At 44.0% G+C, this 26,289-nt stretch carries 26 protein-coding genes and 2 other annotated features; of the genes, 22 read left to right on the forward strand and 4 right to left on the reverse strand.

Annotated features, from left to right (window positions below; translation table 11 throughout):
- The first annotated feature begins 452 nt into the window (after nt 1-452).
- The 8 genes from J7E35_RS05585 (at nt 453) to thrS (ending at nt 9,126) form a co-directional block, all read left to right on the forward strand.
- Nucleotides 453-1,484 carry a glyceraldehyde-3-phosphate dehydrogenase gene (locus J7E35_RS05585; protein WP_214777810.1) on the forward strand — a complete coding sequence of 344 codons (1,032 nt, stop codon included), beginning with the start codon at nt 453-455 and terminating at the stop codon, nt 1,482-1,484.
- A gap of 381 nt (nt 1,485-1,865) precedes the next feature.
- Nucleotides 1,866-2,246: an adenosylmethionine decarboxylase gene (gene speD, locus J7E35_RS05590; RefSeq protein WP_192471432.1), complete on the forward strand. Its 381-nt coding sequence runs from the start codon at nt 1,866-1,868 to the stop codon at nt 2,244-2,246.
- 104 nt (nt 2,247-2,350) lie between these two features.
- Nucleotides 2,351-2,755 (forward strand): hypothetical protein, encoded by a 405-nt coding sequence (locus tag J7E35_RS05595; protein WP_214777811.1) that lies wholly within the window; start codon nt 2,351-2,353, stop codon nt 2,753-2,755.
- A gap of 127 nt (nt 2,756-2,882) precedes the next feature.
- Entirely contained in the window at nt 2,883-3,344 is a 462-nt protein-coding gene (gene nrdR, locus J7E35_RS05600) for a transcriptional regulator NrdR (protein ID WP_041967634.1), read from the forward strand.
- A gap of 129 nt (nt 3,345-3,473) precedes the next feature.
- On the forward strand, nt 3,474-4,889 hold the full coding sequence (locus tag J7E35_RS05605) for a replication initiation and membrane attachment family protein (RefSeq protein ID WP_214777812.1): 1,416 nt from the start codon (nt 3,474-3,476) through the stop codon (nt 4,887-4,889).
- A 5-nt stretch (nt 4,890-4,894) separates the two neighbouring features.
- Nucleotides 4,895-5,824: a primosomal protein DnaI gene (gene dnaI / locus J7E35_RS05610; RefSeq protein ID WP_214777813.1), complete on the forward strand. Its 930-nt coding sequence runs from the start codon at nt 4,895-4,897 to the stop codon at nt 5,822-5,824.
- Between the two features lie 134 nt (nt 5,825-5,958).
- Entirely contained in the window at nt 5,959-6,834 is an 876-nt protein-coding gene (gene ytxC / locus J7E35_RS05615) for a putative sporulation protein YtxC (protein WP_214777815.1), read from the forward strand.
- Between the two features lie 360 nt (nt 6,835-7,194).
- Complete coding sequence (gene thrS, locus J7E35_RS05620) at nt 7,195-9,126, forward strand: threonine--tRNA ligase (protein WP_214777817.1); 1,932 nt, start codon at nt 7,195-7,197, stop codon at nt 9,124-9,126.
- Between the two features lie 90 nt (nt 9,127-9,216).
- On the opposite strand, the gene J7E35_RS05625 is transcribed toward thrS, so the two are convergent.
- Entirely contained in the window at nt 9,217-9,453 is a 237-nt protein-coding gene (locus J7E35_RS05625) for a hypothetical protein (protein ID WP_214777819.1), read from the reverse strand.
- Nucleotides 9,454-9,663: 210 nt separating this feature from the next.
- Nucleotides 9,664-9,790 (forward strand) — a sequence feature (ribosomal protein L20 leader region).
- Between the two features lie 113 nt (nt 9,791-9,903).
- Here J7E35_RS05625 and infC point away from each other — a divergent pair.
- From infC to J7E35_RS05650, 5 genes are all read left to right on the forward strand, one after another.
- Nucleotides 9,904-10,425, forward strand: a complete 522-nt coding sequence (infC, locus tag J7E35_RS05630; RefSeq protein WP_167832854.1) for a translation initiation factor IF-3 — start codon at nt 9,904-9,906, stop codon at nt 10,423-10,425.
- Between the two features lie 16 nt (nt 10,426-10,441).
- Nucleotides 10,442-10,642, forward strand: coding sequence for a 50S ribosomal protein L35 (rpmI, locus tag J7E35_RS05635; protein ID WP_023627047.1), 201 nt, complete (start codon nt 10,442-10,444; stop codon nt 10,640-10,642).
- A 37-nt stretch (nt 10,643-10,679) separates the two neighbouring features.
- The gene (gene rplT, locus J7E35_RS05640) at nt 10,680-11,039 is read left to right on the forward strand and encodes a 50S ribosomal protein L20 (protein ID WP_214777821.1); all 360 of its coding nucleotides are present in this window, start codon (nt 10,680-10,682) and stop codon (nt 11,037-11,039) included.
- A gap of 266 nt (nt 11,040-11,305) precedes the next feature.
- Nucleotides 11,306-11,581 carry a DUF1294 domain-containing protein gene (locus J7E35_RS05645; RefSeq protein WP_353050011.1) on the forward strand — a complete coding sequence of 92 codons (276 nt, stop codon included), beginning with the start codon at nt 11,306-11,308 and terminating at the stop codon, nt 11,579-11,581.
- A gap of 57 nt (nt 11,582-11,638) precedes the next feature.
- A complete protein-coding gene (locus J7E35_RS05650; RefSeq protein ID WP_214777823.1) occupies nt 11,639-12,211 on the forward strand; it encodes a TVP38/TMEM64 family protein in 573 nt (190 codons plus the stop codon).
- An 82-nt stretch (nt 12,212-12,293) separates the two neighbouring features.
- On the opposite strand, the gene J7E35_RS05655 is transcribed toward J7E35_RS05650, so the two are convergent.
- Nucleotides 12,294-12,695: a sigma-w pathway protein ysdB gene (locus tag J7E35_RS05655; RefSeq protein WP_214777825.1), complete on the reverse strand. Its 402-nt coding sequence runs from the start codon at nt 12,693-12,695 to the stop codon at nt 12,294-12,296.
- Between the two features lie 355 nt (nt 12,696-13,050).
- Here J7E35_RS05655 and J7E35_RS05660 point away from each other — a divergent pair, with 355 nt between their 5' ends.
- Together J7E35_RS05660 and J7E35_RS05665 are read left to right on the forward strand one after the other, a co-directional pair.
- A complete protein-coding gene (locus tag J7E35_RS05660; protein ID WP_214778684.1) occupies nt 13,051-13,542 on the forward strand; it encodes a dUTP diphosphatase in 492 nt (163 codons plus the stop codon).
- 75 nt (nt 13,543-13,617) lie between these two features.
- Complete coding sequence (locus J7E35_RS05665) at nt 13,618-14,703, forward strand: M42 family metallopeptidase (protein WP_214777827.1); 1,086 nt, start codon at nt 13,618-13,620, stop codon at nt 14,701-14,703.
- Between the two features lie 316 nt (nt 14,704-15,019).
- Here the strand turns inward: J7E35_RS05665 and sspI are convergent, their stop codons facing one another.
- Nucleotides 15,020-15,235, reverse strand: coding sequence for a small acid-soluble spore protein SspI (sspI, locus tag J7E35_RS05670; RefSeq protein WP_023627056.1), 216 nt, complete (start codon nt 15,233-15,235; stop codon nt 15,020-15,022).
- A 123-nt stretch (nt 15,236-15,358) separates the two neighbouring features.
- On the opposite strand from sspI, the gene J7E35_RS05675 reads away from it, so the two are divergent.
- The 3 genes from J7E35_RS05675 (at nt 15,359) to pheT (ending at nt 19,960) form a co-directional block, all read left to right on the forward strand.
- Nucleotides 15,359-16,114, forward strand: coding sequence for a TrmH family RNA methyltransferase (locus J7E35_RS05675; protein ID WP_214777829.1), 756 nt, complete (start codon nt 15,359-15,361; stop codon nt 16,112-16,114).
- Nucleotides 16,115-16,184: 70 nt separating this feature from the next.
- Nucleotides 16,185-16,432 (forward strand) — a binding site (T-box leader).
- Between the two features lie 56 nt (nt 16,433-16,488).
- Nucleotides 16,489-17,526: a phenylalanine--tRNA ligase subunit alpha gene (gene pheS / locus J7E35_RS05685; RefSeq protein WP_214777831.1), complete on the forward strand. Its 1,038-nt coding sequence runs from the start codon at nt 16,489-16,491 to the stop codon at nt 17,524-17,526.
- Nucleotides 17,527-17,545: 19 nt separating this feature from the next.
- Nucleotides 17,546-19,960, forward strand: coding sequence for a phenylalanine--tRNA ligase subunit beta (pheT, locus tag J7E35_RS05690; protein ID WP_214777832.1), 2,415 nt, complete (start codon nt 17,546-17,548; stop codon nt 19,958-19,960).
- 40 nt (nt 19,961-20,000) lie between these two features.
- Here pheT and rnhC read toward each other — a convergent pair whose 3' ends face one another.
- On the reverse strand, nt 20,001-20,930 hold the full coding sequence (gene rnhC, locus J7E35_RS05695) for a ribonuclease HIII (protein ID WP_214777833.1): 930 nt from the start codon (nt 20,928-20,930) through the stop codon (nt 20,001-20,003).
- Nucleotides 20,931-21,072: 142 nt separating this feature from the next.
- Here rnhC and zapA point away from each other — a divergent pair, with 142 nt between their 5' ends.
- The 4 genes from zapA (at nt 21,073) to J7E35_RS05715 (ending at nt 26,256) form a co-directional block, all read left to right on the forward strand.
- Entirely contained in the window at nt 21,073-21,333 is a 261-nt protein-coding gene (zapA, locus tag J7E35_RS05700; protein ID WP_192471538.1) for a cell division protein ZapA, read from the forward strand.
- Nucleotides 21,334-21,340: 7 nt separating this feature from the next.
- Nucleotides 21,341-21,883 (forward strand): CvpA family protein, encoded by a 543-nt coding sequence (locus J7E35_RS05705; RefSeq protein ID WP_214777834.1) that lies wholly within the window; start codon nt 21,341-21,343, stop codon nt 21,881-21,883.
- A gap of 231 nt (nt 21,884-22,114) precedes the next feature.
- Nucleotides 22,115-23,836: a DNA polymerase/3'-5' exonuclease PolX gene (gene polX, locus J7E35_RS05710; RefSeq protein ID WP_214777835.1), complete on the forward strand. Its 1,722-nt coding sequence runs from the start codon at nt 22,115-22,117 to the stop codon at nt 23,834-23,836.
- Nucleotides 23,837-23,898: 62 nt separating this feature from the next.
- Nucleotides 23,899-26,256, forward strand: coding sequence for an endonuclease MutS2 (locus tag J7E35_RS05715; protein ID WP_214777837.1), 2,358 nt, complete (start codon nt 23,899-23,901; stop codon nt 26,254-26,256).
- The last annotated feature ends 33 nt before the right edge of the window (nt 26,257-26,289 follow it).

Consider the following 26,289-nt stretch of genomic DNA (forward strand, 5'->3'; position numbering starts at 1 on the left):
TTATAAAGACCATGAAAGCTGATTTCATCTAGGAGGATGGTCAATAAAGAGGTTATAAAGACCATGAAAGCAGATTTCATCTAGGAGGATGGTCAATAAAGAGGTTATAAAGACCATGAAAGCTGATTGAATCTAGGAGGATGGTCAATAAAGAGGTTATAAAGACCATGAAAGCTAATTAATTCTCAATAGATGGTCGTAAGAAAAGTTATGAAGAGTATTCAAGCTGCTTTTCAACCGAAGTAGTCAAGGTTCCACAGTCATCAAGAGTCATTTTATATCCTTGATGGTTTTTCATTAACTTTTTAATCACCCTAAATGATTATTATTATCAGAATTATTTTATATTTTAAATGTGTGCATTTATTTATCACAAATAATTTTTAATATGTTATACTAATACCATACAAAGGGGTAATTGAGTATAACACTAATTCGGAAGGGGCCGTACAATGAAGGCGAGAATTGCGATTAACGGTTTTGGGAGAATTGGAAGAATGGTGTTCAGAAGAGCCATTCTTGAAGAAAATCTTGAGGTTGTTGCGATTAATGCGAGCTATCCAGCTGAAACTCTGGCGCATTTAATAAAATATGATTCCACTCATGGGCAATTTGCTGGAGAAGTCATCCCGTCTGATGATCACCTGGTTGTCAACGGTAAGACAGTTAAGCTATTAAGCAATCGAAATCCTGCTGAGCTTCCATGGAAGGAAATGAAGATTGATATTGTCATAGAAGCTACAGGTAAATTTAACTCACGTGACAAGGCTGCTCTTCACCTTGATGCTGGCGCTAAGAAGGTCATTTTGACAGCACCTGGTACGAATGAAGATATCACTATTGTCATGGGAGTAAATGAAAGCGCATTAAACATTGAAAAACATGATATCATTTCGAATGCATCATGCACGACAAACTGTCTGGCACCGGTCGCGAAAGTGCTGGATGATACTTTCGGTATCGAAAACGGTTTGATGACGACTGTACATGCATATACGAATGACCAGAATAATATCGATAATCCGCACAAGGATCTGCGCAGGGCGCGTTCTTGCGGCCAATCTATCATTCCAACCTCAACCGGAGCAGCAAAGGCACTTTCACTTGTGCTGCCTCAGCTTAAAGGAAAGCTGCATGGCATGGCGCTGAGGGTACCGACTCCAAATGTTTCACTAGTTGACCTGGTTGTCGATTTGAATCGTGAGGTAACAGTGGACGAAATCAATGATGCCTTTTATTCAGCATCAAAAGGAAAGCTTAAAGGCGTCCTTGATATCACGACAGATCAGCTAGTTTCAATCGACTTTAACACGAATGAACATTCTGCGATCATTGATGGTTTGTCTACTATGGTCATTGGTGCCAACAAAGTAAAGGTTCTTGCATGGTATGACAACGAATGGGGCTATTCCAGCAGGGTTGTGGACCTGACAAAGCATGTAGCTCATGCAATGTCTAACTCTGCAGCTGTAAAGGTAGGATAATTCTTATAATGTAAAAAGCTTGCTTATCGGCAAGCTTTTTATTTTTGTATAATATCACTCCCCATTTTAACTCGTGATTTTCAGAGATCACCATGTAAAATACATACCGGTTTTTAAGCGGAAGACCCTAAGGAAGGCCTTGGGATGGCCATCTATCAGACTATAAAAATTCAAGCCTGAAATTCATGAAAAAAATTTGTTTTCATGTGTTGCAAAAAAAATATAAACAAAGTATACTAGTCATCGTGAACTTCTTAATAACGGTACCAATTGGCTACTTAAAGGGTTAGGACCTCTCTGGACTAACTTTCCCCCGTGGTAGTTAAGATACCATTGAAGCTAAGGATTTCATTCTAATACTGTTAGAGGGGGAAATTGAATATGGAAACAATGGGTCGTCATGTAATTTCTGAACTTTGGGGTTGCGATTTTGAAAAATTGAATGATATGGATTTTATTGAACAAACTTTTGTTGGAGCAGCATTGAAATCGGGTGCTGAAATCCGCGAGGTGGCATTCCACAAATTTGCGCCACAAGGTGTAAGCGGAGTTGTCATTATTTCCGAATCTCATTTAACTATTCACAGCTTCCCAGAACACGGGTACGCCAGCATTGATGTATATACGTGCGGCGATCTGAATCCTAACATTGCAGCTGACTATATTGCAGAAGCTTTAGGTGCTCAAACTCGTGAGAATATCGAAATTCCACGCGGCATGGGCCCTGTGCATGTAAAGCAAGCACAAGCTAAGGCTCTATAATTGAAAATATGAAAATTCACAAGAGGTGTAGCGATACACCTCTTTTTAATTTACCTGAAAATACGGTAAACTGTTAGTAGAAATAATATGCAGGAGGATTTTTGATGTCTTTATTAAAATCCATAACAGGACGGTACGAGAAATTCAGCGGAACAAGTGAAAACAACAGGGACGATCAGCTAAAGACACGTTATTATAAAGCGAACTTTAACCAGGTGTTCCAGACGGTCGAAGACTTGCTGAAGGCTGACTCCTCATACAAAATAACGAATGTTTCCAAGGAACATGGAGAAATATCAGCCGAGCTGAAGGGGAAGATTCCTGCCTTTTTAACGGCCACTGTGATCACGACAAAACCATTTGAGACCGCTGTCGACTTACATATCTCTACTGAAAAGTTTTCATTGGCAGGCATCAACCCTGCCCTCAAACAAGAATTGGTCAAGATATATGAAAAGCTGGACAAAACGCACACATTTATTGGCTCAGGCAAATATAGAAATCAATAGTTCCACTTGTCCAGACACCATCTTTTTTATAAGATAATAATAAGGAGAATGCTTAGGGACGTATTGGCGAAAAAAGTGAATGGTCCTTCGCTCATTCTATATTTCAAAATATTCGGAGCTGATCGAGATGAAATGTCCAACTTGCCAAAATAACTCTACCCGGGTTCTTGATTCAAGACCGGTTGACGATAGCCGATCAATTCGACGCAGACGCGAATGCGAAGCTTGCGGATTTCGCTTCACCACATTTGAGAAGGTTGAAGAAATTCCTTTGATTGTCGTAAAAAAAGAAGGTACGCGCGAAGAGTTCAATCGTGAAAAACTCCTTCGCGGTCTGATTAAAGCTTGTGAAAAGCGTCCAGTCGCTTTGAAGGAACTTGAGGATCTGGTTTCCGAAGTAGAAAAAGAACTTCGCAGCCATGGAGTCTCTGAAGTTAAGAGCGAAGCCGTTGGGGAAATGGTCATGGACAGGCTGGCTAAGATTGATGAAGTCGCCTATGTGCGATTCGCATCAGTTTACCGCCAGTTTAAGGATATCAATGTCTTTATTGATGAATTGAAAGAGTTATTAAAGAGAGAACAATCATAACACCTCGGTACCACCTGAAGAGCTGAAGGGAACTTCAGCTCTTTTTAAGGCTGCCCTTAATTTTCGGCAAGGGATTAAAAATCCATAAAACAAAGTTCTATTTTTACGATGAGGAATGGAGGGAATAGGATGGCTCAGCATTGGCAGGAGACTTTGCCTGTAGACCAATATATTGTGGCATCTGGCGGCTTATTGCATGACTACGATCGCAAGGTGCTCACTTTCTTATACCAGCCTTTGATTGGGCCAGCTTGTTTAAGCCTTTATATGACACTATGGGCTGAACTGGAAGAGAACCGGCTTTGGTCACAGCCTGTCACACACCATAACTTGATGACAATCATGGATATGAACCTGAAGGATATTTATCAGGCTCGCCAAAAACTTGAAGGCATGGGATTGCTGAAGACTTATGTGAAAAATGGCGAGGAAGGGCGTTCATTCATTTATGAATTGCAGCCGCCGCTGACTCCTGAACAATACTTCCTTGATGGCATGTTAAATGTCTATTTGTATCGCAAGGTCGGAAAAAATCAGTTTTTGCGGCTCAAGCGATTTTTCAGCGATAAAAGTACAGAATCCGAGCCTGGATATGAGGAGATTACGAAGGCATTCCAGGACGTTTTCTTATCTGTACCTACTCAGGCGCTTATCTATAATGAGGATTCAGCTGCCGATCTGGACACGGAGGAAGGCAACGCATTCATTGGCAGGGCAGAGGCTTCCAAAATACAGATTGACCCTGTGGAGTTCAACTTTGATTTGCTTTTGGGAGGACTTCAGGAATCTCTCATACCAAAAAAGGCTTTTACCTCGAGGGTTAAAGAAGCAATCAGCAATCTTGCTTTCCTATATGGAATTGATGCCCTGAAGATGAAGAACATCGTGTTGAGCTCTGTGAATGCTGAGAATGAAATTGATATAGAGGAATTACGGAAAGCCGCCCGTGACTGGTACCAATTTGAACACCAGGACCAGCTTCCTGCACTTATGGACCGGACGCAGCCAGTCCAGCATAAAGCTGGGATTGAGAAGCCGAAAACGCAGGAAGAGGAATTGGTGGTTTATTTTGAAAAAACATCCCCTCGTCAGCTTCTGATCGATCTCTCAGGTGGTGCCGAGCCGTCCAAAGGGGACCTGCAGATCATCGAAGAGGTTATGTTCAAGCAAAAGCTGCTGCCGGGAGTCGTGAATGTTTTAGTTCAATATGTTATGCTCAAGACGGATATGAAGCTGGCAAAGGGTTATATCGAAAAAATCGCCAGCCACTGGTCCAGGAAGCAGATATCGACGGTCAAGGATGCGATGCAGCTGGCTAAAAGCGAGCACAGGCAGTATCTTGAATGGGCTGATGGCAAGAAGACACCTTCTTCCTCTTCAGGCAAAAGAAAGCCGGTCCGCAAAGAGGTACTGCCGGATTGGTTTGGGAAAAAGGGCGAGGGTGAACCTCAGCAACAAACGGATCCTGCAGGCGCAGACCCTGATTTTGAAATAGAAAAGAAAAAGCTTGAAGAAGAACTGAAGAAATTCAAATCTGGGAGGTGATCCTTTTGCAAAACATTAATGAAACATTGAAGAAGCTGGCAAATAACCAGAATTTCCAGGAGCGCTATGAAGCGATTAAGAGGCAGGTCATGCAAGATAAGCACATCAAGGAATTCCTGGATGAGAATGCGGAGTATATCACCAGGGAAATGCTTGACGGCAGTATGTCAAAGCTGTATGAGTTCTCAAACCAGAGCAAAGGCTGTGAAGATTGCGAGAGCCTCGCAGGCTGCAAGAATATGATCAAGGGCTATGAGCCAGAGCTTTTCATAAAAGGAAATTTCATTGACATAAAATATGACCGATGCAAAAAGAAGGTCTTGCATGATGAGCAGCAAAAGAACGCACGCCTGATCAACAGCATTTTTGTGCCTAAGGAAATTTTGAAGGCATCGTTCGGGGATATTGAGGTTGACGCCGGAAGGTTTAATGCGATCAAGATGGCAAAAGATTTTGTTCAGAATTATGATCCGGGCCAAAAGCAAAAGGGCCTGTTCCTTCATGGACCGTTCGGAACAGGTAAATCCTACTTGCTTGGGGCAATCGCGAATGAACTGTCGCAGAAACAAGTCAGCTCATTAATCGTGTATGTGCCTGAATTTTTCCGTGAAATGAAAAATGCGATTGGTGACCATACTGTCAATGACAAGCTGGAAGCCATCAAAAAGGCAAATGTTCTCATGCTTGATGACATCGGAGCAGAAACCATGAGCAGCTGGGCAAGGGATGAAATCCTAGGGACAATCCTGCAGTTCCGCATGCTGGAGAACCTTCCAACCTTCTTTACATCGAACTTCGACCTGAAAGGGCTGGAGCATCATCTAACGCACAGCCAGCGGGGAGAAGAAGAACAATTGAAGGCAGCAAGAATCATGGAACGGATTAAATATCTTGCCGATCCGGTAAAAGTCGAAGGCAAGAATCGCAGAATATAAAAATGTGCCGCCGCTAATCAAGCTGCGGCGCATTTTTTTTGCACTTATAACCATTTATACATCATATGGATACTTCTAAATTGTCCAAGTCCCCCATATATATAATCAGGGATTATTTAAGAGGGGGGATATGGTTGATTGAAATCATCTTCCAAAAAAAGCAGGATGCCTGGAATTTGTATCAGCATTTAGTCGCCAGGCTTGCTTCATGGCAGGAAACGAATTCAATTCTTCTTCATGAAGATCGAAATAGAGTGCTTATTCCAGAAGAATTTTATAAAAATGAAAAAATGCCGGTACTCAAAAAAAGTGTTTATGATTTTATTTTAAAGGTGAAACGTGATGATTGGCTAAGAGCCATCCTGGCAGAATCATATTTTTATAATGACAGTGAAGAACAGGATCAAATCCTTGATATCATTTACTCCGTCATAGAAGGCAGCCGTAAAGAACTTGTTCCTTTCATGGAAGGTGTCGAGGAACAAGGGATCATCCAGAGTTCAATCAATGAAATTTTCAATGAGAGAATTTCATTTTCTTTCGACTCATTTGTGATGTTCAGGCTGAAGGCCTATATTGAACAGCTCTCGAAATGGGTAGAGGTTGCGATCGATGAGTATAAGATGGAACAAGAATACCAGGTTTTCCTGCATACACTGAGAGATTTCCTGGAGGACAGGAAACCGCAGATGTCCTATTTATATCTGGTGTTTGACGAAAATATGGCCTTCTATAATCAGCAATTCACAGAAATGAAACGGAGTGATCTGTTTAAAACGATTGACCGCAAGCTGCTTGTCAACCATCCTGTCTATGTTGACTCTGGAACGATTGCTCCGCTGCTGTCAATTGCGCCTGAGACCATTTACTTGTACACGGACGATCCCCACCAGCCGTTAGTGAGGACGATTATCAATCTTTTTGAAGAACGTGTGAAAGTCAGTCCGGTTTCCGCTTTCCAAGATGAAAAGGTAAACTTTTTTAAAGAGGAACGTGAAAATATACAATAGCCCACTTGATTTTCAAAACATTACAAACTATAATTACGTACATACTGAATCAATAGTAAATGTAATGATGAGGACATGGGCATTCTTGAATGGTTTCCAGAGAGGGAAGGCTTGGCTGAAAACTTCCTAACACTAAAAGAAACGCTTACCACCTCTGAACTCCAGCTATGAACGCCATAGGGCAAGTATTGGCTGGCGGCAGAAGCCGTTACCGCAACCAGAGCCATTCCTGCGTTAATTTTGCGCAAGAGTGGGAATTGGGTGGAACCACGTGTGATCAAACTCGTCCCTGTTTCAGGGACGGGTTTTTTTATTTTTCGCGCAAAAAATTGCGCCACTTTTTAAAGGGAGGAAAAGCCAATGGCAGACATGTTAAAAATATCGTTTCCAGATGGAGCAGTGAAGGAGTTTCCGGCAGGCACAACAACTGAAGATATTGCCAGCTCAATCAGCCCGGGCCTAAAGAAGAAAGCCATTGCCGGTATGGTCAATGGACAGCCGTATGATCTCAAGAGAGCGATCGAGGAGGATGCAGCAATTGAAATCGTCACTCCGGACCATCCAGAAGCGCTTGAAATCCTGCGCCACAGCTCAGCTCACTTAATGGCACAGGCAATCAAGCGTCTGTATAAAGATGTTAATCTCGGAGTAGGGCCGGTAATTGAAGGCGGCTTCTACTATGATATCGATATGGAACATTCCTTGTCTCCGGAAGACTTGCCGGAAATTGAAAAGGAAATGAAGAAAATCATCAATGAGAACATTGAGATTGTCCGTAAAGAGGTAAGCCGTGAGGAAGCAGTCAAGTTTTTCAAAGAGCTTGGTGACCCATATAAGCTTGAGTTGATTGAAGCAATCCCGGCGGATGAAAAGGTCACTCTTTATGAACAGGGAGACTTTGTCGACCTTTGCCGCGGCGTACATGTTCCATCGACTGGCAAGCTGAAGGAATTCAAACTGTTGAGCATTGCTGGTGCATACTGGCGCGGCGACAGTGACAACAAGATGCTCCAGCGTATTTACGGTACCGCTTTCTTCAAGAAGGAAGATTTGAAAGAGCACTTGAGGCTGCTTGAAGAAGCGAAAGAGCGTGATCACCGCAAACTTGGTAAAGAACTAAGTTTATTTACAAATTCACAGAAGGTAGGCCAGGGGCTTCCGTTATGGCTTCCAAAAGGTGCGACAATCCGCCGCATTATCGAACGCTATATCGTTGATAAAGAAGTGAGCCTTGGTTATGACCATGTCTACACTCCGGTAATGGGAAGTGTCGACCTTTATAAAACTTCCGGACACTGGGAACACTATCAGGAAAACATGTTCCCGGTAATGGAGATGGAAAATGAACAGCTTGTTTTAAGACCGATGAACTGTCCGCACCATATGATGGTGTACAAAAACAGCATCCACAGCTACAGAGAACTTCCAATCAGGATTGCCGAGCTTGGGACTATGCACCGTTATGAAATGTCTGGCGCGCTGGCTGGGCTGCAGCGTGTGCGCGGCATGACTTTGAACGATGCTCACCTCTTTGTCCGTCCTGATCAGATCAAGGAAGAGTTCAAGCGTGTAGTAGAGCTTGTCCTTGAAGTCTACAAGGATTTTGATATGAATGATTATTCGTTCCGTCTGTCATATCGCGATCCTGATGACAAAGAGAAATACTTCGATGATGACCAGATGTGGGAAAAGGCTCAAGCTATGCTTAAGGAAGCGATGGATGAAATGGGTCTTGATTACTTCGAAGCTGAAGGCGAAGCGGCATTCTACGGACCGAAGCTTGATGTCCAGGTTAAGACTGCACTTGGCAAAGAAGAAACTCTCTCAACTGTCCAGCTGGACTTCTTGCTTCCCGAACGCTTTGACCTGACTTATATCGGTGAAGATGGAAAGCATCATCGTCCTGTCGTCATCCACCGCGGTGTCGTATCGACTATGGAACGCTTTGTAGCCTTCCTGATCGAAGAATACAAAGGAGCGTTCCCGACTTGGCTGGCTCCAGTCCAGGCACAAATTATCCCTGTTTCACCTGCAGTTCACTATGACTATGCAAAAGAAATCAAAGAGAAGCTTAAAGCAGAAGGCTTCCGCGTTGAAATCGATGGCCGCGACGAAAAAATCGGCTATAAGATCCGTGAAGCGCAAATGCAGAAGGTTCCTTACATGCTCGTTGTCGGTGACAATGAAGTCGCTGACAAAGCAGTCAACGTCCGTAAATACGGCGAACAGAAATCCGAAACAATTTCATTTGATGAATTCCTGGAGTCATTCAGGAAGGAAGCGAAGAAATAAGAAAAGCGCAAGTGCCTTGATCAGCCCGGACAAGCGCTGGGGCTGGACATAAAATAAGAGGAGCCTGCTGGCTCCTCTTATTTTTATAAATTATTCAATTGGTTTGGAACAGGTAGGACACAAATTCTTTGTATAACTGCGTTGAATCCTCTGGCCGCAATTCCGGCATGATTTGATGTTTACAGGCTTATTGTCAATATCATTCGAAAAACCATAGCCAGTCCTGAAAAATTTCAATGCGGTGCCAGCGAGCAGTCCAGTGACCACACCGGTAATGATGATTGCGATCAGCATATGTACACCAGCTTTCCTGTCTATTTCTACCATCGATTATACCAAGAAATCATAAGTGGAAATATGATAAATTAACATATTAGGGATGCCTTTTTAAAGTTGAATTCAAGGAAGCGCGAAAAAAAGTATTGCAGCCTGAATTTCTATCTGATACAATACTTTTTGTTGCAGTTAACGAAAGTGATTCGTTTGACACATCAATTTCTTTATGCTATATTAGCAAGAGTGAACTGAATACAAGTTTTAGGAAAGAAGAAGCACCCGCTTCTCACCTGGCTGACGCGTTAAGGCTGTTGGCAGGTAATACGTAAACGTCTAATTATTTTGTTTCCGTAAGTGTGGGTGTCGTCGCCTGCACTTTTTTTATTGCAAAATAAAAATTGGACTATATCGTATGTCATTGTGTGAGCAAGATGAGGCTTCGGCCTGGCAATGTACTTCTTCTCCTTGACAATGTATTCGATAAAACCCTGGAGGTGGCTAATTATTAGCAAAGATGCGATGTTACTAAACGAGGGAATTCGTGCTCGCGAAATTCGTCTGATCGATCAAAACGGCGAGCAATTAGGAATTAAATCCAAAGCTGAGGCTCTTGAGATCGCAGCGCGCGTCAATCTTGATCTTGTGCTTGTTGCTCCGAACGCGAAGCCTCCTGTAGGCCGAATCATGGACTACGGAAAATTCAAGTTCGAACAGCAAAAGAAAGAAAAAGAAGCACGTAAGAACCAGAAGATCATCACAACAAAAGAAGTACGTCTTAGCCCGACAATTGATGAGCATGACTTCAACACGAAGTTGCGCAATGCTATCAAGTTCCTGGAAAAAGGCGATAAAGTTAAAGCATCAATCCGTTTTAAAGGCCGTGCTATAACTCATAAGGAAATCGGTCAGCGTGTTCTTGATCGCTTCTCTGAAGCTTGCAAAGATGTAGCGACAATTGAATCGCATCCAAAGATGGATGGCCGAAGCATGTTCCTGGTACTAGCACCTAAAACTGAAAAGTAACGAGGAGGAAGTCCCTATGCCAAAAATGAAAACTCACCGCGGCACTGCCAAGCGTTTCAAGAAAACTGGAACTGGCAAGCTTAAGCGTTCACACGCTTACACTAGCCACTTATTTGCTAACAAGTCTACAAAAGCTAAGCGTAAGCTTCGCAAATCTGCAATTGTTTCAAAAGGCGATTTCAAACGTATTCGTCACATGCTTGACAACATTAAGTAAACTCGAGCGAGCTCGATTTATATAGGAGGGAAATTACATGCCACGTGTAAAAGGCGGTACAGTTACGCGCAAGCGTCGTAAAAAAGTCATTAAATTAGCAAAAGGTTATTTCGGTTCTAAACATACATTATACAAAGTTGCTAACCAGCAGGTTATGAAGTCCCTAATGTATGCATTCCGCGACCGTCGCCAGAAGAAGCGCGACTTCCGCAAACTTTGGATTGCTCGTATCAACGCAGCAGCTCGCATGAACGGCCTTTCTTACAGCCGTATGATGCACGGCCTTAAGCTTGCAGGTATCGAAGTAAACCGCAAAATGCTTGCTGAACTTGCAGTAAGCGATGCAGCAGCATTCGCTCAATTGGCTGAAACAGCTAAGCAACAATTCAACAATTAATCAAACCGATAAGACGAACCATTCTCATAATGAGAGTGGTTTTTTCTTTTATAAGGATCTTTTTGGAAACTTCTCGAGGAAAGGAAAACCGGCAGCTGTTTTTTACGTTTTTTACCGCAACCCTTGTTCCAGAATCTCCTCGAAAAGAGCCCAGATACCTTTAATAATGCTGAGCAAAAGTACATGTTCGAAAGCAGTAATCAAGGGAAAGACAATCTTTTTTAAGATATAATGAGTCCATAGGAACTTGAAGGGGAAGTGGAGATGTGGAGAACTTGTTCTTGGCTGGCGTGATCTTAGTCATGAATCTTGCAGGATTCTTAATCATGGGAATGGATAAAAAGCGGGCAAGAAACAATCATTATCGAATAAGCGAAAAAACATTATGGAATATTGCATTTCTTGGAGGAGCGACCGGGGCAACAGCTGGAATGAAGCATTACAGACATAAGACGAAGCATGCCCAGTTTAAATATGGACTGCCGCTGCTGGCAATCATTGAGATTGGTATATTTACATATTTATTTAAGCTTTTGGCATAACAGCTTGTATGATTTTATAAGCTAGTAGCAACAAAGACTCGCGGGCAGGTGACAAGAATGGAAGATGCGTGGTCATTGCTGCTGATAATTGTGGAATCTGGAGGCTGGTATGCACCGGTTGTATTCATCTTGTTTCATGTTTTCCGCCAATTTGTTTTCATACCTCCTGCGGTTGTCTGTATCGCTGGCGGATTAATGTTTGGGGTCGTACCCGGAATTGTATATTCGCTGCTCGGTTTGTCGGGGGCAAGTATATTATTCTACTTTTTAATGAGACAGATTCCAGAGATGATGAACAAGCTAAGCAGGCTGAAAAAAAGGCTTGTAGGGCGCTTTAGGGATCTGACCGTCGCCCAGGTCGCGCTGTTGAGGCTTGTGCCGGTGATTCATTATCAGCTGCTAAGCTTTTGCCTATACGAGCGGAAAAGTAGTTTTAAAGACTTTCTGTTTGCTTCATTTCTCGCGAATATTCCATTCGTTATCTTTTATACGTTATTCGGGGAGTATGTCGGAGAGTTTAACTCAGCAACAGGCATCATATTAATGATTTTATTTTTGGTGTTAGCCTATATGTTACGGGAGAAAATTACCTTCATTAGGTGGCGGGAATTTTTTGATGCGACATCATAGGAAAAGTGCAAGACAAGTGCTGGATTGTATGATTCTGATGGCATTAGAAAAAGCGTCCGGTATTGGCCGGACGCTTTTTCATTTATAGCTCTTCATTCTGGTCATGATTCGCCATGAATTCCTTGATCGGACTTTTCCAGTCGATTTTAGCGGCCGGATAGTTCTCGCGGATTTTCCGTTCGATGAATTGGAAATCTTCCAAGACGAGTCCCTTCAACGCAGACGTTTTTTTAGGCCAGATGAAAATGGAAACAACTTCAAATGCAGATGGAGTTGTGCCTAAATACTTTTCACCTTCAAATAAAACACCCTTATATGTTAACAAGAAATTCTTCCGGACATTGTTTGTGTCATCCAATAAGAAATAGCGCTTCTGCTCATGAGCAAGCTCCAGCTTCCTTTTCGGATGAAATAAATACTTCACCGCGCTATATATCAGGAAAATGAATATGAGTAATAAAATAAGACGTAAAAGCAGGATCATGACTGCCCCTCCAATGCGAACTTTCCTTATTTACGGATGAGATTCCAAATAGTTTCAACTATTTTATAATTGATTTATACTTTTTTTAGTGGCGTATCGGCACGAGCAGAAAATAGGTTTGAGGGAAACCGGGGAAAGCTGACCGTAGTCAGGTCAAGTTAGGACAGGTTTGACTGAGAACGAGGGAAACCTGTCAAAATAAAGCCGGAATTATGACAGGTTTGAAGGGAGACAAGGAAAAGCTGTCAAAATAACATCGGATTTGATACAGAATTGGAGTATAAGAAGTTAATGGCTGTCTGTTATCCGGAAGCCGGTTTCTTTTAAGTGATAAAATGACTAGATGGAGCTGACAATGAATACAATTACCCTATTTAAAATGCAAAAAGCACTGGACCAACATATTGAATCGCAGCATAAATTAGAGCATGAGGATTTATTTGACAGGAAGGTCCTTGCGCTGCTTGTTGAAATCGGCGAGCTTGCGAATGAAACGAGATGCTTCAAGTTTTGGAGTGTAAAGCCGCCCTCCCAAACAGAGATCATCCTTGAGGAATTTGTGGATGGAGTTCATTTTATCCTGTCTCTGGGCATTGAGTGTGGATTTGAAAGTCTTGAGTCCATTACTCAAAACGGATCTGAGGAAACCGATACAAGCAAGCAGTTTCTCTCGATTTATAAGTCCGTCCATAAATTCAGGAACAGCCGCAGGAAAGAAGATTACGAACAATTATTTCAGGGCTACCTGAAGCTTGCCCAGATGCTTGGTCTGAATGAGGATCAAATTGAGCAGGCATATATTAAGAAAAATGAAGTAAATTATGAGAGGCAGCGAAAAGGTTATTAGGCAGAATTTTTTGTACAATACCCGTGATGTCTAGTATAATGGAACTCGAAACTACATATTAAGGGAGTCGAAATAATGGCGAAATTAGATGAAACATTAACAATGCTAAAAGATTTAACCGATGCCAAGGGCATTCCCGGCAATGAGCGTGAGCCTAGAGAAGTAATGAAGAAATACATAACTCCATTAGCTGATGAAGTAACGACGGACGGCCTGGGCAGCCTGGTCGCAAAGAAAGTCGGCAATGAGAATGGACCGAAAATCATGGTTGCTGGCCACCTTGACGAAGTTGGCTTCATGGTGACAAGCATCGATGACAAAGGATTCATCCGCTTCCAGACAGTCGGCGGCTGGTGGAGCCAGGTCATGCTTGCACAACGCGTGACCATCGTTACCCGCCAAGGGGAAATCACTGGGGTCATCGGTTCTAAACCGCCTCACATCCTTCCGCCAGAAGCACGCAAAAAGCCAGTTGATATCAAAGATATGTTCATCGATATCGGTGCATCAAGCCGTGACGAAGCGAAGGAATGGGGAGTTACTCCTGGCGACATGGTCGTACCTTACTTCGAATTTACTGTCATGAACAATGAAAAGATGCTTCTTGCAAAAGCATGGGATAACCGCATTGGCTGTGCGATTGCGATCGATGTCCTGAAGGGTCTTAAAGATGCTGAGCATCCGAACGTCGTATATGGCGTCGGAACAGTTCAGGAAGAAGTCGGCCTTCGCGGTGCGAAAACTTCCGCTCAAATGATCCAGCCTGACATCGCTTTCGGCGTTGATGTAGGAATCGCCGGAGATACTCCTGGCGTTACCGAAAAAGAGGCGCTCAGCAAAATGGGTGACGGACCACAGATCATCATCTATGATGCATCGATGGTATCACACAAGGGACTTCGTGACTTTGTCACAGACCTGGCTGATGAGCTGAACATTCCATATCAGTTCGATGCAGTAGCAGGCGGAGGAACGGATTCTGGTGCTATCCACCTGACACATCGCGGTGTACCAGCGTTGTCCATCACAATTGCGACACGCTACATCCACTCGCACGCAGCAATGCTTCACCGTGACGACTACGAAAACGCTGTAAAGCTGATCGTTGAAGTCATCAAGCGTCTTGATAAAGAAACAGTTGAAAAAATCACTTTCGAATAAGCAATAAAAGAGGGAGCCGATGGCTTCCTCTTCTCTGTTTTAAGGCTCTCTTCTCAAACTTTGTTGCTATTGACCGCAAAATCCTATTGAATAAACTATGTTACTTTGCAAAGGTGGCTCTACTGATGAGAAAAGAGCATGCAACTTAATACCGACCTACTATTTAGCTTATATCACTTTAAAAGCGGCTTTAGGTTTTTCACATTGACTGTTGGTAATCTAGATTCTTAAAGGTTACACCTCTTTGATAAAGCAACAAAGTTTACGAAAAGAGCCAAAAAAAAGAACTCCTCAAAATGAAGGAGTCCTTCCCAATTTATTGCTTTCCTTTCAATCCATCTTCCAGTGCATTCAGCATTTCCTGCTTTTCTTCTTCAGAAGCGTTCTGCCAGATTACCTCGAACAAAACTCCCAGTCCCGGAAGCATTTTTTCCTCGCCATTCTGGATTGCGTCGACGATCGTATCTTTAAGCTCGTCCTGTGAGTTTCCTGCTACATTTGAAATGACAGCATTCCTAAGGTTTAAATTCATCCTTTGCTTAAACTCCTTTCAAAATACCAAGATGGTTATAGGATTAACAATTTTGGTTTTATTATGTATCTGTTTTGAGCTATAATAGTAAAATTGACAAGCCATATTAAAGGAGAGCCAGAGTTGAAGTACATTCAATCTGATAAAAATCCGCAAGTTAAACAGTGGAAGAAATTGCTGACGCGCAAGGAACGTGACAAGTCCGGCATGTTTCTTGTCGAGGGCTTCCATTTAGTTGAAGAAGCACTCACGAAAAAAGAAGATGTTGACGAAATTATTTTAAGCGAAAAAACGGAGTTGCCGCCTGGTCTCGATTACGGCTCCATTTCGGTTACGGTTGTAACGGATGAAATCAGCAAGCAGCTCGCTGATACGGAAACAACTCAGGGGATATTTGCAGTATGCCGGCAATCTAAGCAGACGCTGACAGAAGGAAAAAGCTATTTGCTGATTGATTCTGTCCAGGACCCGGGCAACCTTGGCACGATGATCAGGACAGCCGATGCAGCCGGGATTGATGCAGTCGTTGTCGGCAAAGGCAGTGTCGATATGTATAATCCAAAGGTTCTGCGTTCTGCCCAGGGAAGCCATTTCCATTTGCCAGTTGTAAATGGTGATCTTTCGGAATGGATCACTGAGCTTCAAGCTAAAAACATACCGGTTTATGGAACTGCCCTTGAAAATGGAGTTGTTTACACAGAGGCGCACAGCAACGAAGCATTCGCCCTCCTCGTTGGAAATGAAGGAAGCGGCGTAAATAAAGAACTGCTGGAAAAAACAACGCAAAATCTCTATATCCCACTCTACGGCAAAAGTGAGTCGCTGAATGTCGCGGTCGCAGCAGGTATTTTACTATATTATTTAAAAACAGCAAAATAGGCTCATTTTTTCTTAAAACCATTTGATACTGCGCAAAGAATATACTATAATAAACACCAAAATTAATATTTTAAAAACGATGACGGAGAAAAGTAGCTTGAGGATGGCCATCCAGGGAGAAAATGCCGATGACTGGAAGCATTTTTATGGAACCAGGCAAGCGAAGTTCACCTCCTGAGTTGGCGTCGGGACCGCTTTTATAAGCGTAAAGATGCATCGGCACAAAAGCCGTTATCTCAATGAAGCGAACACGTAATACATAACTGTATTGCCTGTTAAAAAGGGTGGTACCGCGATAACCAAGACCTCGTCCCTTTATCCGGGATGAGGTCTTTTTGTGTTCAAAAAAAGAAGAAATTGAAGGAGGATTTACCATGCAGGATCGTTTAAAAGAACTGCAGGCTGAGGCTCTTGCAAAAGTCGCTGCAGCAGCTGACCTTAAAGAATTGAATGATATCCGCGTTTCCTATCTTGGGAAAAAAGGTCCAATCACAGAAGTGTTAAAAGGAATGGGCAAGTTATCGGCTGAAGAAAGGCCGAAAATGGGTGCCCTGGCCAATGAAGTCCGCGATGCGATTTCCGGCCAGATTGAAGTGAAGCAAAAGGAACTCGAGGAAGCAGCCGTTCAAAAACAATTGGCAGCTGAAGAAATTGATGTTACCCTTCCTGGCAGACCTGTAAAGACTGGGAGCCATCATCCGCTTACAAGCATCATCGAGGAGATTGAAGATCTTTTCATCGGCATGGGTTACACAGTAGAAGAAGGTCCAGAAGTTGAAAAAGATTACTATAACTTTGAAGCATTGAACCTTCCGAAAGGACACCCCGCGCGTGACATGCAGGATTCATTCTACATCACAGAAGAAACACTGATGCGCACACATACATCCCCAGTCCAGGCAAGGACAATGGAAAAACATCAGGGCAAGGGTCCTGTGAAAATCATCTGCCCGGGCAAGGTATATCGCCGTGACAACGATGATGCGACACACTCCCACCAGTTCATGCAAATTGAAGGCCTTGTAGTTGACGAGAATGTCAGGATGAGTGACCTTAAAGGTACTCTTGAAGTTTTTGCAAAGAAAATGTTCGGCGAAGACCGCGAAATCCGTCTGCGCCCTAGCTTCTTCCCTTTCACTGAGCCATCTGTCGAAATGGATATCTCCTGCAAAATCTGCGGTGGATCAGGCTGCAGCGTATGTAAGGGTACCGGCTGGATCGAAATCCTTGGAGCTGGGATGGTCCATCCGCACGTACTGGAGATGGCTGGATATGATTCAAAGAAATACACTGGCTTTGCCTTTGGAATGGGACCTGAGCGTATTGCGATGCTCAAGTATGGAGTCGATGACATCCGTCATTTCTATACAAACGATGTCCGTTTCTTGAAGCAATTTTCAGTGGAAGAATAAGGATTAGGAGGGTAAAACCATGTTGGTATCATATAAATGGCTGCAGGAATATATCGATTTGGAAGGCGTATCTGCTGAAGAGCTTGCCGAAAAAATCACGAAAAGCGGCATCGAGGTAGAAGGCGTTGAAAAATTAAATGAAGGCTTGAAGGGCGTAGTTGTCGGCCATGTACTTGAATGCGAAAAGCATCCGAATGCAGAGAAGCTGAACAAAACACTCGTTGACCTTGGAAACGGTGAGACAGTCCAGATTATCTGCGGTGCACCGAATGTCGGTAAAGGACAGAAGGTTGCCGTTGCAACAGTAGGTGCTGTTTTGCCTGGCAACTTCAAAATTAAAAAAGCAAAACTTCGCGGGGAAGAATCCCACGGTATGATTTGCTCGCTTCAGGAGCTTGGCATTGAAGGCAAGCTGGCACCGAAGGAGTATGCTGAGGGAATCTACAATTTCACTCCTGACACGGAAATCGGCCAGGACGCGCTTGAAGTCCTTAACAGGGATGACGAAATCCTTGAGCTTGGTTTGACTCCAAACCGTGCTGATGCGATGAGCATGCTTGGTGTCGCCTATGAGGTTGGAGCGATTCTAGGTAAGGATGTTAAACTCCCGAATCCACAGCCTGAGACTTCATCAGAGCAGGCAAGCGACTATATTAACGTAACGGTTGAGGCCAAAGAAGATAACCCTCTATACGTTGCGAAAGTGATCAAGAATGTAAAAGTTGGCCCATCACCAGTCTGGCTGCAAACAAGATTGATGGCTGCTGGCATCCGTCCACACAATAACGTGGTTGATATCACGAACTTTATCTTATTGGAGTACGGACAGCCGCTTCACGCATTCGATTACGATAAATTGGGATCAAAAGATATCCTAGTCCGCCGCGCAAAGGATGGCGAAGTGATCGAAACACTTGATGATGTGAAACGCACATTGACTCCTGATCACCTAGTCATCACTAACGGAACAGAGCCGGTTGCGCTTGCAGGCGTAATGGGCGGAGCAAATTCCGAGGTAGGCAGCGATACAACGACTGTCCTGCTTGAGTCTGCTTATTTTACAGGAGGTGCGATCCGAAAGGCTTCAAAGGACCATGGTTTGCGAAGCGAAGCAAGCTCGCGTTATGAAAAAGGCGTGGATCCTGAAAGGGTGCGTCCAGCTGCGGAACGTGCGGCTGAATTGATGATCGAGCTTGCTGGAGGGGAACTTCTTGGCGGCGTAGTGGAAGCAGATTTCCTCGATGTGAAGCCAGCTGTTGTTTCAACCACTCTTGGAAAAATCAATAAAGTATTGGGAACAGAGCTTGAAATGAAGCAGGTCGAGAACATTTTTGCCCGCCTGAAGTTCGAAACTACTGTCGACAATGACATAATTACAGTCACAGTTCCTACTCGCCGCGGGGACATTACAATTGAAGAAGATCTTATTGAGGAAGTTGGCCGTCTGTATGGCTATGACAATCTGCCGACAACCCTTCCTGAAGGTCAGTCAACACCTGGACATCTTTCTGAATATCAGAAAAAGCGCCGTGTTGTCCGCCGCTACATGGAGGGCGCAGGCCTTTACCAGGCAGTGACGTATTCCCTTACCAGCGCGGAGAAAGCGACACAGTACGCATTGGATAAGCGAGAGCCTGTTGAACTGGCAATGCCGATGAGTGAAGACCGCAGCCTGTTGCGCTTAAGCATCGTGCCCCAGCTGCTCGAAGTATTGAAATACAATAATGCTCGCCAGATTGACAGTGTAGCTGTTTATGAAACGGGAGCAGTCTTCCTGAAAAACAACAACGAAGAGCTTCCAGAGGAGCGCGAACACCTTGCTGCAGCCATCACAGGCCTGTGGGAAAGCCATCCATGGCAAGGTGAAAAGAAGCCTGTAGATTTCTTTGTATTAAAAGGAATTGTAGAAGGCCTGTCTGCCAAGCTGGGCCTTGAAAGCCAGCTAGGATTCCTAAAGGCTCAGCTGGATGGACTGCACCCTGGACGTACGGCAGAAATTATGCTGAACGGCCGCGTGGTCGGCTTCATCGGCCAAGTTCATCCAACCATGCAAAAATCACTCGACCTGAAAGAAACTTATGTTTTCGAGTTATCACTAAAAGCATTATTGGAAGCAGAAACTGCACCGCTGCAGTACACTGCAATCCCGCGCTTCCCATCCATCACAAGGGATATAGCCCTTGTTGTGGAAAAAGCAACTGCCGCCGGCGACCTGGAGAAGATCATCACTGAAGCAGGCGGAGTACTTTTAAAAGAAGTACATGTTTTCGATCTTTACGAAGGTGAAAAAATGGAAGAAGGCAAGAAATCACTTGCATTCTCACTGAAATACTTCGATCCAGAAAAAACACTGACAGACGAAGACATTGCTAAAGCACATAATAAAGTCCTTGCAGCTCTTGAAGAAAAAGCTGGAGCAGTATTAAGAGGATAAATATGAAAAAGGCAGCCCGTGGGCTGTCTTTTTCATATGTTTATACTCTCGCAATTTTCTTCGCTTTTTCAGTATTGGCGAAATGAAGTTTGACGTATTCAGGCAGTACATCGATACCTTTGTCCAAGATGAGTCTGGCCGCTGCTTTATCCACAGCTGCACCGGCGCCTTTCGGAATCGTGAATCCCGCTCGTTTGCTCAAGCTTTCAAAGTGACGGACAAACGCGTAGCGGGCAATCATCGAAGCTGCTGCCACACCGAGGTGAATTCCTTCTGCTTTTGTGCTGAACAGGACGTTTTCCCGGATGATCTTTCGCTGGCCCTTCAAATGTGCAAAGTAAATGGGTTCTTTCGCGAATTCATCAATTAGAATCGCTTCAGGTTTTTCAGGGGCAATTTTTTCAAGAACATGATTGATCGCCTGATTGTGCAGGAGGGCTTTCATCTTTCCCTGGGACATACCTTTCATCTGCATCTGATTGTACTTTTCATTATGCAGTGTCAGCAGGCTGTGGGGCAAAAAGGTTACTAGCTGTCTGGCGATCTCGATGATTTTATCATCCTTGAGATTCTTTGAATCCTGGACACCTAGTTCCTTTAATACGGGTATATCCTGCCGCCTGACATAGGCCGCAACAACAGTAATCGGGCCGAAGAAATCGCCCGTGCCAACCTCGTCCGAACCAATGATGGACATTTCGCTGATATTCTTAGGTAAATGCGATCCTGGTACTGATGCCGCTGCTTTTTTAGCAGAAGGGGCCATTGCTGTTCCCCACCTGGCTGCCTCGGCCTCGCCATCTTTTCCCTGGAACAATACTTTTCCTGATTTATAGGCAGTGATGGCACAGGAAGGAGTTTTGGCTGCAAAAACGCTGCCTGGGGGAAGCTTATCAGTTAGAAATTTACTATAATACTCTTTCATCTTTTTGATTTCTTCCGGACTTTTCTGAAGGACACTATTTCCCATTGAACTACACTCCCTGGTTAACTATTTCATCATTAGACATTTTCTTCCAAAATTCATACAGAACTGACAGGCAAACACTTCCCAGCCTTTTGCGTTCATGTTATAGTATAAGATAGGATTCTTATGAATGGGGGCATAAATGTTGTCAGACACAAAAAAAAATCGGTCGACTGTCGATATATACGGACAGCAATACACAATAGTCGGCTCAGAAAGCACCAGCCATATCCGGCTCATTGCCTCGATGGTAGACGATAAAATGCGAGAAATCGGTTCAGCGAATCCTTCACTTGATACTAGTAAATTAGCTGTGTTGACGGCTGTGAATGCCGTTAATGATTACATAAAAATGAAAGATCGTGTAGAATCGCTCGAAGCGGAAATTAAAAGGTTAAAGGACTGAAAAATGAATGCTTGATCTTGCTGTATTAGCTATTTTGCTTATTGGCTTCATCGTTGGATTGAAGAGAGGGTTCATCCTGCAGACCATCCATTTGGCTGGATTTATCGCAGCCTTCATCGTTGCATACATATATTATGAGCAGCTTGCGCCCAAGCTGACTCTGTGGATTCCATATCCGAATCTTGGCAGCAATACAACGTTGAATCTGCTATTTGAGAATGCCAATTTAGAAGATGCATATTATCGGGCAATTGCTTTTGCAGCCATCTTCTTTGCCGTAAAAATTTTGCTCCAGATCATCGGTTCGATGCTCGATTTTGTCGCCCACCTTCCAGTTCTGAAGCAATTGAACGTCTGGGCCGGAGGGTTACTCGGCTTTGTCGAAGTATACCTGCTTTTGTTTATCGTTCTCTACATCGCTGCTTTATTGCCGATCCAGGCTGTTCAAGGACCGCTGAACGATTCAATTCTAGCCGAAAATATCATAAAAAATACCCCGGTATTTTCCCAGCAAATTAAACAACTTTGGATCGAACATATGGCTGCATAACTTCTCTGTTGCGGAGAAGTTTTTTATTTTACTGTTTTTTTACATAAAGGGTCGCCATTGTGTGGAAAGGAAATAACCAGGGTGAAAACTGCCTGCATACAGGCTATTTTTAAATCTTCATCCTGAAATTTTTCATTTAATTTCACAGCTGGGCTTGTTTTCTATAAAATAGAAGACAATGACTGCGTCCGGCATAATCCGGTCGAGAAATTGAAAAGGCAGGTGGACATCATGTCTGTGAATAAAAAAGATATCGTACAATTACTTGAAACGATCGCTATATATATGGAATTAAAAGGTGAAAATCCATTCAAGGTCTCCGCATTCCGTAAAGCGGCGGCTGCACTTGAGGGAGATGAGCGCAGCATGTCAGAGATGGGCGAGCTCACTGAACTCAAAGGAATCGGTAAGGGCACTGCTGGTGTGATCAGGGAATTCATGGATACAGGACAATCAACAGAACTCAAGGAATTGCAGGAAGAAGTGCCGAGCGGGCTGATCCCGCTCCTGCAGCTGCCGGGAATGGGTGGCAAGAAGATTGCCAAGCTTTATAAGGAGCTTGGAGTAGAAAGTATCCATGACCTTGAGGAAGCTGCGAAGGCAGGGAAAATCCAAGACCTAGCAGGATTTGGCAAGAAATCGGAAGAAAAGATTCTTGCGGCAATTGAAAACTTTGGTACAAGGCCGGATAGACTGCCGCTTGCATATATGCTGCCGGTTGCGGAATTAATTGAATCATATCTTCAAAAGATAGAGGAAATCGAACAATTTTCAAAAGCAGGCAGCCTTCGCAGGATGAGAGAGACAATCAAGGATCTGGACTTTATCATTGCTACAAAAAAACCTCTGGCTGTGAAGGACGAACTGGTCAAGCTGCCGAAAATCAAAGAAATTATCGCGGCAGGCGATACGAAGGTATCGGTCACACTTGGTTTGGATTATGATGTGAACGTCGACTTCCGCCTTGTTGATCCGGAAGAATTTGCGACTGCGCTCCATCACTTCACTGGTTCAAAAGACCACAATGTGAGAATGAGGCAGCTTGCGAAGGAAAAAGGAGAAAAAATCAGCGAATATGGTGTAGAGAATGTAGAAACAGGAGAAATCACTACTTTCAAATCGGAAGAGGATTTTTACCAGTATTTCGGTCTTCCTTTCATCCCGCCTGAGTTAAGAGAAGACGGCTCGGAAGTCGAGTTATATAAAGAAGATTTGAAACTCATAACCCTGGAGGCCATTAAAGGTGATCTTCATATGCATTCAACATGGAGCGATGGCGGCCATTCAATCGAGGAAATGGCACAGGAGTGTATCGCAAGAGGCTATAAATACATGGCGATCACCGACCATTCCCAGTATTTGAAGGTAGCGAACGGTCTGACGCCAGAACGTCTCAGGAAGCAAATTGAAGAAGTGAAGGAACTGAACAAAAAGTTTGATGATTTTACGATTTTGACAGGTATAGAAATGGATATTTTGCCGGATGGTACATTGGATTTTGAAGATGATTTGCTTGCAGATCTCGACTTGGTCATTGCATCGATCCACTCTTCTTTTTCCCAGCCAACCGAAAAAATCATGAATCGTTTGAAGACTGCTCTTGTAAATGCAAATGTTGATATCATCGCCCATCCGACTGGAAGGCTGATCGGACGTCGTGAAGGATATTCAGTTGATATCGACATGCTGATACAGCTGGCAAAAGAAACAAATACAGCACTTGAATTGAACGCCAATCCGAACAGACTTGACCTGGCATCCGAACATTTAAGGAAAGCACAGGATGAAGGTGTCAAGCTTGTCATTAATACAGATGCACATAAAGTGGATACGCTAGAGCATATGAAGATAGGCGTAACAGCCGCAAGGAAAGGCTGGATCAAGGAATCATCCGTCCTGAATGCATTGGATCTGAACGGATTGCTCGAATTCCTGCACGGCCGTAATCAATAACGGGTTTCTAATGCAAAGGAGCCTAAAAAAGTACCTTCGCTAAAGAAGAAGGAGGAAATTTTGTGCAGCAGCGAGTTTTGAAAACACTTGAATTTGATAAGATCAGGAACCAGCTGATTGAACACGTCTCATCCTCGTTAGGACGGGAAAAAGCAATTGCTTTAATGCCTTCTGTTGATTTCTCGGAAGTATCCCGTTTGCAGGAAGAAACAGATGAAGCGGCAAAGGTTCTGAGACTAAAGGGGAATGTACCGTTAGGCGGAATCCATGATATTAGGCCGCATGTGAAAAGGGCGCAAATCGGCGGGATGCTCAGTCCGCTTGAACTGGTCCAGGTGGCAAGCACTGTCCATGCAAGCAGGCAGATGAAGCGCTTTGTCGACGATTTGCAGGAGGTTACCGAAGTCCCGATTTTACTGGGCTATACTGAGGGAATCATTGTGCTGGCAAATCTTGAAGAATCGATCCGGAACGCAATCGATGAAGGCGGCGAGGTTCTTGACGGAGCGAGTGAAGCACTGAGGTCGCTCCGCCAGCAGATGCGTACACGAGAAGCAAGAGTACGTGAAAAACTGGAAGGTATGATCCGCTCTTCCAACGCGGCAAAAATGCTTTCGGATGCCATCATCACCATAAGGAATGATCGGTTTGTCATTCCTGTAAAACAAGAATATCGGGGACATTACGGAGGGATCATCCATGACCAGAGTTCATCCGGGCAGACCCTTTTCATTGAACCTCAATCTGTTGTCCAGTTGAATAATGAACTTCAGAGCATCCGTGTAAAAGAACAGCAGGAAATCGAACGGATTCTTACTGAGCTTTCGGCACTTACCGCCGATCACCATGATGAGCTCCTGAAGATTGTCAGCATCATGGGCGAGCTTGACTTCATGTTTGCGAAGGCACGTTACGGGAGCAAAATCAAGGGCTCAAAACCAATTGTCAATGATGAGGGCAGAATCAACCTTTTCCAGGCAAGACATCCATTGATCTCGATGGATGAAGTTGTCCCTAATAGTGTCACATTAGGTAATGATTATACGACAATCGTTATAACGGGACCGAATACCGGAGGGAAAACCGTTACTTTGAAGACGGTCGGACTTTGTACACTGATGGCGCAGGCCGGATTGCAGATTCCGGCACTCGACGGTTCTGAAGTGGCTGTTTTTGGATCAGTTTATGCTGACATTGGTGATGAACAGTCAATCGAGCAAAGTTTGAGTACTTTTTCGTCCCATATGGTCAATATTGTGGACATCCTTGAAAAGGTTGACCACAACAGCCTTGTTCTTTTCGATGAGCTTGGTGCCGGTACTGATCCCCAGGAAGGAGCCGCACTGGCGATCTCGATCCTGGACGAAGTGTATCAGCGGGGGGCCAGGGTGATTGCGACAACCCACTATCCAGAGTTAAAGGCTTATGGCTACAACCGGGAAGGCGTCATTAATGCCAGCGTTGAATTCGATGTGGAAACATTGAGTCCGACATATAAACTATTGATCGGAGTGCCTGGGCGAAGCAATGCTTTCGAAATCTCCAAGAGGCTTGGATTGAGAGAGTCTGTCATCAATACAGCAAGATCCTATATTAGCGCAGACAGCAATGAGGTCGAAAATATGATTGCTTCCCTTGAGTCCAGCCGGAAGCAGGCGGAGAGAGACCGGGAAGAGGCGCATCAGCTGTTAAAAGATGCCGACCACCTGCATAAGGATCTGCAAAAACAAATGGCGGAGTATTACGAGAAAAAAGATGAACTAGCCGAAAAGGCAAAAGGAAAGGCAGCATCAATTTTAGAAAAAGCGAAGGAAGAAGCGGAAGAAATCATTCGATACCTTCGCAAGCTGCGGCTTGAAAAAGGTGCCGAGATTAAAGAACATGAATTGATCGACGCCAAAAGGCGCCTTAGCGATGCCACTCCAGAGCTCAACCAGGTGAAGAAGGGCGGCGGCAAAGCGAAACCTGCCAAACACGAATTCAAGCCAGGGGATGAGGTCAAGGTCCTGACCTTTGATCAAAAAGGACATCTTGTCGAGCGCGTTAACGCGAAAGAATGGCAAGTGCAGATTGGCATTCTCAAGATGAAAGTAAAAGAATCGGATATGGAATATATAAATACTCCCAAGCCGGCAGAAACAAAACCAATAGCGATAGTAAAAGGCAAGGACTTCCACGTCGGCCTTGAGCTTGACCTGAGGGGTGAGCGTTATGAAGATGCTCTCATGAGAGTAGAGAAATATATTGATGATGCCTTGCTTGCCGGCTACCCAAGGGTCAATATCATCCACGGCAAAGGAACCGGAGCACTAAGACAGGGAGTGCAGGAATATCTTCGCAACCATCGCTCTGTCAAGAAAATAAGATTCGGGGATGCAGGAGAAGGCGGAACAGGTGTGACTGTAGTAGAATTCAAGTAGTGTGACGGTATAAACGCTCATTGTTTGTGAAAG

The sequence above is a fragment of the Bacillus sp. ISL-45 genome (assembly GCF_018613195.1).
Lineage (GTDB): Bacteria > Bacillota > Bacilli > Bacillales > Cytobacillaceae > Mesobacillus.

Excerpts from the sequence above, each read along its gene's own strand:
- speD (WP_192471432.1), top strand. The coding sequence starts at position 1,866 with ATGGAAACAATGGGTCGTCATGTAATTTCTGAACTTTGGGGTTGCGAT.
- J7E35_RS05595 (WP_214777811.1), top strand. The coding sequence starts at position 2,351 with ATGTCTTTATTAAAATCCATAACAGGACGGTACGAGAAATTCAGCGGA.
- J7E35_RS05585 (WP_214777810.1), top strand. The coding sequence starts at position 453 with ATGAAGGCGAGAATTGCGATTAACGGTTTTGGGAGAATTGGAAGAATG.
- J7E35_RS05655 (WP_214777825.1), bottom strand. The coding sequence starts at position 12,695 with ATGATCCTGCTTTTACGTCTTATTTTATTACTCATATTCATTTTCCTG.
- J7E35_RS05665 (WP_214777827.1), top strand. The coding sequence starts at position 13,618 with ATGGCGAAATTAGATGAAACATTAACAATGCTAAAAGATTTAACCGAT.
- J7E35_RS05625 (WP_214777819.1), bottom strand. The coding sequence starts at position 9,453 with ATGGTAGAAATAGACAGGAAAGCTGGTGTACATATGCTGATCGCAATC.
- nrdR (WP_041967634.1), top strand. The coding sequence starts at position 2,883 with ATGAAATGTCCAACTTGCCAAAATAACTCTACCCGGGTTCTTGATTCA.
- J7E35_RS05660 (WP_214778684.1), top strand. The coding sequence starts at position 13,051 with ATGAATACAATTACCCTATTTAAAATGCAAAAAGCACTGGACCAACAT.
- J7E35_RS05650 (WP_214777823.1), top strand. The coding sequence starts at position 11,639 with ATGGAAGATGCGTGGTCATTGCTGCTGATAATTGTGGAATCTGGAGGC.
- thrS (WP_214777817.1), top strand. The coding sequence starts at position 7,195 with ATGGCAGACATGTTAAAAATATCGTTTCCAGATGGAGCAGTGAAGGAG.
- rplT (WP_214777821.1), top strand. The coding sequence starts at position 10,680 with ATGCCACGTGTAAAAGGCGGTACAGTTACGCGCAAGCGTCGTAAAAAA.
- polX (WP_214777835.1), top strand. The coding sequence starts at position 22,115 with ATGTCTGTGAATAAAAAAGATATCGTACAATTACTTGAAACGATCGCT.
- J7E35_RS05705 (WP_214777834.1), top strand. The coding sequence starts at position 21,341 with ATGCTTGATCTTGCTGTATTAGCTATTTTGCTTATTGGCTTCATCGTT.
- sspI (WP_023627056.1), bottom strand. The coding sequence starts at position 15,235 with ATGAATTTAAACCTTAGGAATGCTGTCATTTCAAATGTAGCAGGAAAC.
- pheS (WP_214777831.1), top strand. The coding sequence starts at position 16,489 with ATGCAGGATCGTTTAAAAGAACTGCAGGCTGAGGCTCTTGCAAAAGTC.
- rnhC (WP_214777833.1), bottom strand. The coding sequence starts at position 20,930 with ATGGGAAATAGTGTCCTTCAGAAAAGTCCGGAAGAAATCAAAAAGATG.
- pheT (WP_214777832.1), top strand. The coding sequence starts at position 17,546 with ATGTTGGTATCATATAAATGGCTGCAGGAATATATCGATTTGGAAGGC.
- rpmI (WP_023627047.1), top strand. The coding sequence starts at position 10,442 with ATGCCAAAAATGAAAACTCACCGCGGCACTGCCAAGCGTTTCAAGAAA.
- J7E35_RS05605 (WP_214777812.1), top strand. The coding sequence starts at position 3,474 with ATGGCTCAGCATTGGCAGGAGACTTTGCCTGTAGACCAATATATTGTG.